The organism is Pseudofrankia coriaricola (genome assembly GCF_001854805.1).
Taxonomy (GTDB): Bacteria; Actinomycetota; Actinomycetes; order Frankiales; family Frankiaceae; genus Pseudofrankia.
This window is the reverse complement of sequence record NZ_MBLO01000157.1, coordinates 1-3481: the sequence shown is the minus strand read 5'-3', so window position 1 is coordinate 3481 and position 3481 is coordinate 1. Positions and strand designations below refer to the sequence as shown.

General features: G+C 70.0%; 3 protein-coding genes and 1 pseudogene. 1 reads left to right on the top strand and 3 read right to left on the bottom strand.

The annotated features are described in order from the left end of the window. Positions 1 to 32: 32 nt before the first annotated feature. A pseudogene (locus BCD48_RS20845) lies at positions 33 to 356 on the bottom strand (transposase); the annotation flags it as partial. Between the two features lie 17 nt (positions 357 to 373). Here BCD48_RS20845 and BCD48_RS20840 point away from each other — a divergent pair. Continuing rightward, positions 374 to 745, top strand: a complete 372-nt coding sequence (locus tag BCD48_RS20840; protein WP_083418971.1) for a GmrSD restriction endonuclease domain-containing protein — start codon at positions 374 to 376, stop codon at positions 743 to 745. A gap of 152 nt (positions 746 to 897) precedes the next feature. Here the strand turns inward: BCD48_RS20840 and BCD48_RS20835 are convergent, their stop codons facing one another. Further along, entirely contained in the window at positions 898 to 1296 is a 399-nt protein-coding gene (locus tag BCD48_RS20835) for a hypothetical protein (protein WP_241841886.1), read from the bottom strand. A 541-nt stretch (positions 1297 to 1837) separates the two neighbouring features. After that, positions 1838 to 3412 carry an IS1182 family transposase gene (locus BCD48_RS20830; RefSeq protein WP_071046611.1) on the bottom strand — a complete coding sequence of 525 codons (1575 nt, stop codon included), beginning with the start codon at positions 3410 to 3412 and terminating at the stop codon, positions 1838 to 1840. Between the last annotated feature and the right edge of the window lie 69 nt (positions 3413 to 3481).

Below are 3481 nucleotides of genomic sequence, written 5' to 3'. Positions count from 1 at the left end.
GGCTCTGTCGCACTTTCGGTGGTGACGCAGTGTTAGCCGAGCAGGATCCGGTGGCGGAGTAGGGGGAAGCCTGCGCGGCCGTGCATCTGGCGCATGATCCTCTTGGTCTTGGTGTTCACGCCTTCGGTCCCGCCGTTGTGGTGGGGCAGCGTCAGCGCGTTGTCGACGGCCTGGCGGTCGAGTTCGAGGCCGCGGCTGAATGCGTGCAGGTGGGGTAGGTCGGCGCCCCGCGCGTTGGTGATCCATGTGGTGAGGAGGTCGTCGTTGCCGTCGGCTGGGTCGAGCAGGGCCGCGAAGCCGCGGACCAGGCTCGCGAGGGTGGTCATCTCGAGGCAGGCGGCGGTGAGTTCGCCGAGCCGGGTCCGGCGTCGTCGTGAACAGCAGCTGCGCGCCCACCTCCGGGTCCTGGTACAGCCCGTACGACGGCGCCACCTGGACCAACTCGGCCGACGTCGACATCGACCACATGGTGCCCCTCGCCGAAGCCTGGGCCTCGGGGGCCTGGGCCTGGGCCACCGCCCAGCGCCAGACCTACGCCAACGACCTCGGCGGGCCGGAACTGTGGGCTGTCACCGACAACGTCAACCAGTCCAAGGGCGACAAGGACCCCGCCGAATGGCAGCCCTCGCTGACCTCGTTCCGCTGCACCTACGCACGCGCCTGGATCCAGGTCAAGTACTACTACCACCTAACCGTCGACAGCGCGGAGAAGTCCGCCCTCACCAGCATGCTGAACACCTGCTGACCTGATTGCCGGCCGGGGGCGGATCCGGACCATCGCCGCCCCCGGGCCTCGGCGTCGACCATTTGATCAGGTGCGGAGGTCGAACGCGCGGCGGGTAGCCTTCGGCTGCCAGTCCGGGCTCGAGCGGGCATCGACGAACGTGGCAGTAGCGCTCAGCGGTCCAGCCCGTGTCGGAGGTAATCCGGGTGGGCCGCACCGACCTCGAGGCGGTTCTCGTCGAGACCATTGAAGATCTCCAGACGGCCCCTGGCGAAGGTGAACTCCACCGCCACCGTTCCAGCCGCCAGGTCGTACTCGGCTGGCCGCCACTCAAGCAGCGCGACCTCGCGTAGTTCCTGGCCGACGAACGGTTCGAGGCGTTCATCGCTGCCAGACCACTGCGGCGTGAACTCGGACGACTCCCACCCGGTGATGGTCACCGCGGTGTCGATCGTGTCCCAGCCCACCGAGAGTTCGTCGAACTTGTAGTGGCACACCTCCACCTGGACGCCGTCGAAGTCCAGCACCACCGGGCAGTCGGCGAACCAGTCTCCGTCCTCGACGAAGCGCACCACTGCGAACCCCGTCAGCGGCCGGCCCGCGAGCATCGCCAGACGTGACCCATGCGCCTGCCGAACCGCCTCGATCCCGACCAAGAAGGATGGCTTGAAACCAGAGATCCCCAGGTCCACAGCAGCTGAGTGTCCCGGCCCGCGGCCCAACGGGCCAGCGCATATTCGAGCAGCCGGGTCCTCGGCAGCGCTGGACAACTCGGACATAGGCGCGTACACGGCTCGCGTTACACGACCGACCTGTGGCAACACACATCGAATCTTCGTGTGTCACGAATGTTCGTTACCGGAAGCATTGGCCTGTTCCCGCCGGCTAGGTTGCCCCGGGTGATCAGCGGGTCCGGGCCGAAGCGGTAGACCGCCGCAGTGGCTAGGAGGCCGCTGAACAACGCCGGTTTTGGGGTTGACGCTCGGCTGGGTGTGTCGGCCGGGCGCCCGGCTGGGTGTGGTTTCTGGCGTTCGAGGGCGTGGGTGGGCGGCGCTGGGCGTGCCCGGGGTGGTGCGGGGCTGTGTCGAGGGCTTCCGCTGTGGTTTCCGGGGGTCAGCCCGCCGGGGTGAGGGCCCAGGTGCCGGTCGGGGTACGCGTGAGGCCGAGTGTGAGTAGCCGGGTGAGGTTGACGGTTGCCATGCGTAGGTGGAGCCACTGGTCGCCCGCGGCCTGGCCGCGGTAGCGCAGCCGGCGGTGGCGGCCGTGGCCGATGAACCAGGCGATCGAGCGTTCGACCATGGGCCGGTGCTGCCGGTAGGTCTCGCGCAGGGGCTGGTCGGTGGCCCACTGCTCGCGGGCGGCGCGCAGGACGGTGTGGTGGGGGTGCAGTTCGAGGGCGCGTCCGGTCCTGTTGGTGGTGCAGCGGGCGCGTAGCGGGCAGCCGCGACAGCCCGCGCCGAACGTGACGTGGCGTTTCGGGCTGATCTTCCTGGTCAGCCCGTTCGGGCAGGTGACCGTGCCGGTCTGCTCGTCGACGGTGAAGTCGTCGAGGGTGAACCCGCCTTCCACCGCGGGGCGCAGCCCGACCGGCCTGCTGACCAGGGTGTGCCCGGCCTGGGCCAGGTCGGCCCGGGCCTGTCCGGTTCCGTAGGCCGAGTCGCCGAGGATCTCCAGGTCGGTGGCCGGTTCGTCGGCGAGCAGGCCGACGGCGACGGCGGCTTCCTGGTTGTCCTCGCCGGTTGCCTTCGTGAGCTTCCCGTCGGTGAACAGGCCGGTGTCCGGCTCGACGACGACGTGGCCCTTGTAGCCGTCCTGGCGGTGGCTGACGGTCTTGTGGACGTGCCGCGCCTGCGGGTCGACGGTGGAGATCACCCGGTCCGGGGCGACCTTCCGCGCGATCCGCCACCGCCCGTCGGTCCCGTCGGAGCCCTCGGCCGGCTCGACGTCCTGCCCGGCGACCAGCGCGAGCAGGCCCAACGCCCCGGTGGCCGTCTCGTCGAGGTCCCGCGCCTCGGCGAACGCGGCCAGCACGGCGCGCGCGTCGCTGACCAGCGCCGAGACCAGGCCATCGCGGGCCGCCGGGTCCTCCCAGTCGATCCGCGGCTTGCCCGCCTGCGCGTAGTCATGCGCCGTGCACCGCTCGGCGACGACCTCGCCGGCACCGGGGACCTGCCGGACGGCCCGGCGGATCGCCCCGACCAGCTGGGTGACCGTGTCCTGGGTCGCGACCGCGTCATCCAACACCATCGAGTCCACCGCCCGGCGGGTCTTCCCCGCCAGCACCCCGGTCTCGGCGACGATGCCCCGCACCGCCTCGAAGATCCGGTTCGGCCGATCCGACCGCGCCAGCCGCCCCCGCCAGTACGTCAACACCGTCGGGTGATAGCCCTCATGATCCAACGGCAGCCCGCAGGCGACCTTCCACCGCAGGTCACACCGCAGCGCCTCCATCGCCTCCCGATCGGAGAACGCGTGCAGGCTCTGCAACACCAGCACCGACGCGGCCACCTCACCCGGCACCGACGGCCGGCCCGTCACCGACGGGAACAGATCCACGAACAGACCCTCGTCGAACATCACCCGACGGTGCTCCGCCAGCAGCCGGTACATACTGCCCGCCACCACCAGATGCCCGACCAGCGCATCGGCGTCCAGCAACTCCCGGTCCGACCGGCTCCTCCCCAACACCAACCAATGATCCCAAACATCATGATCAGCGCCGGGGAGGCGCGCCGACGTTATTCAGCGGTCTCCTAG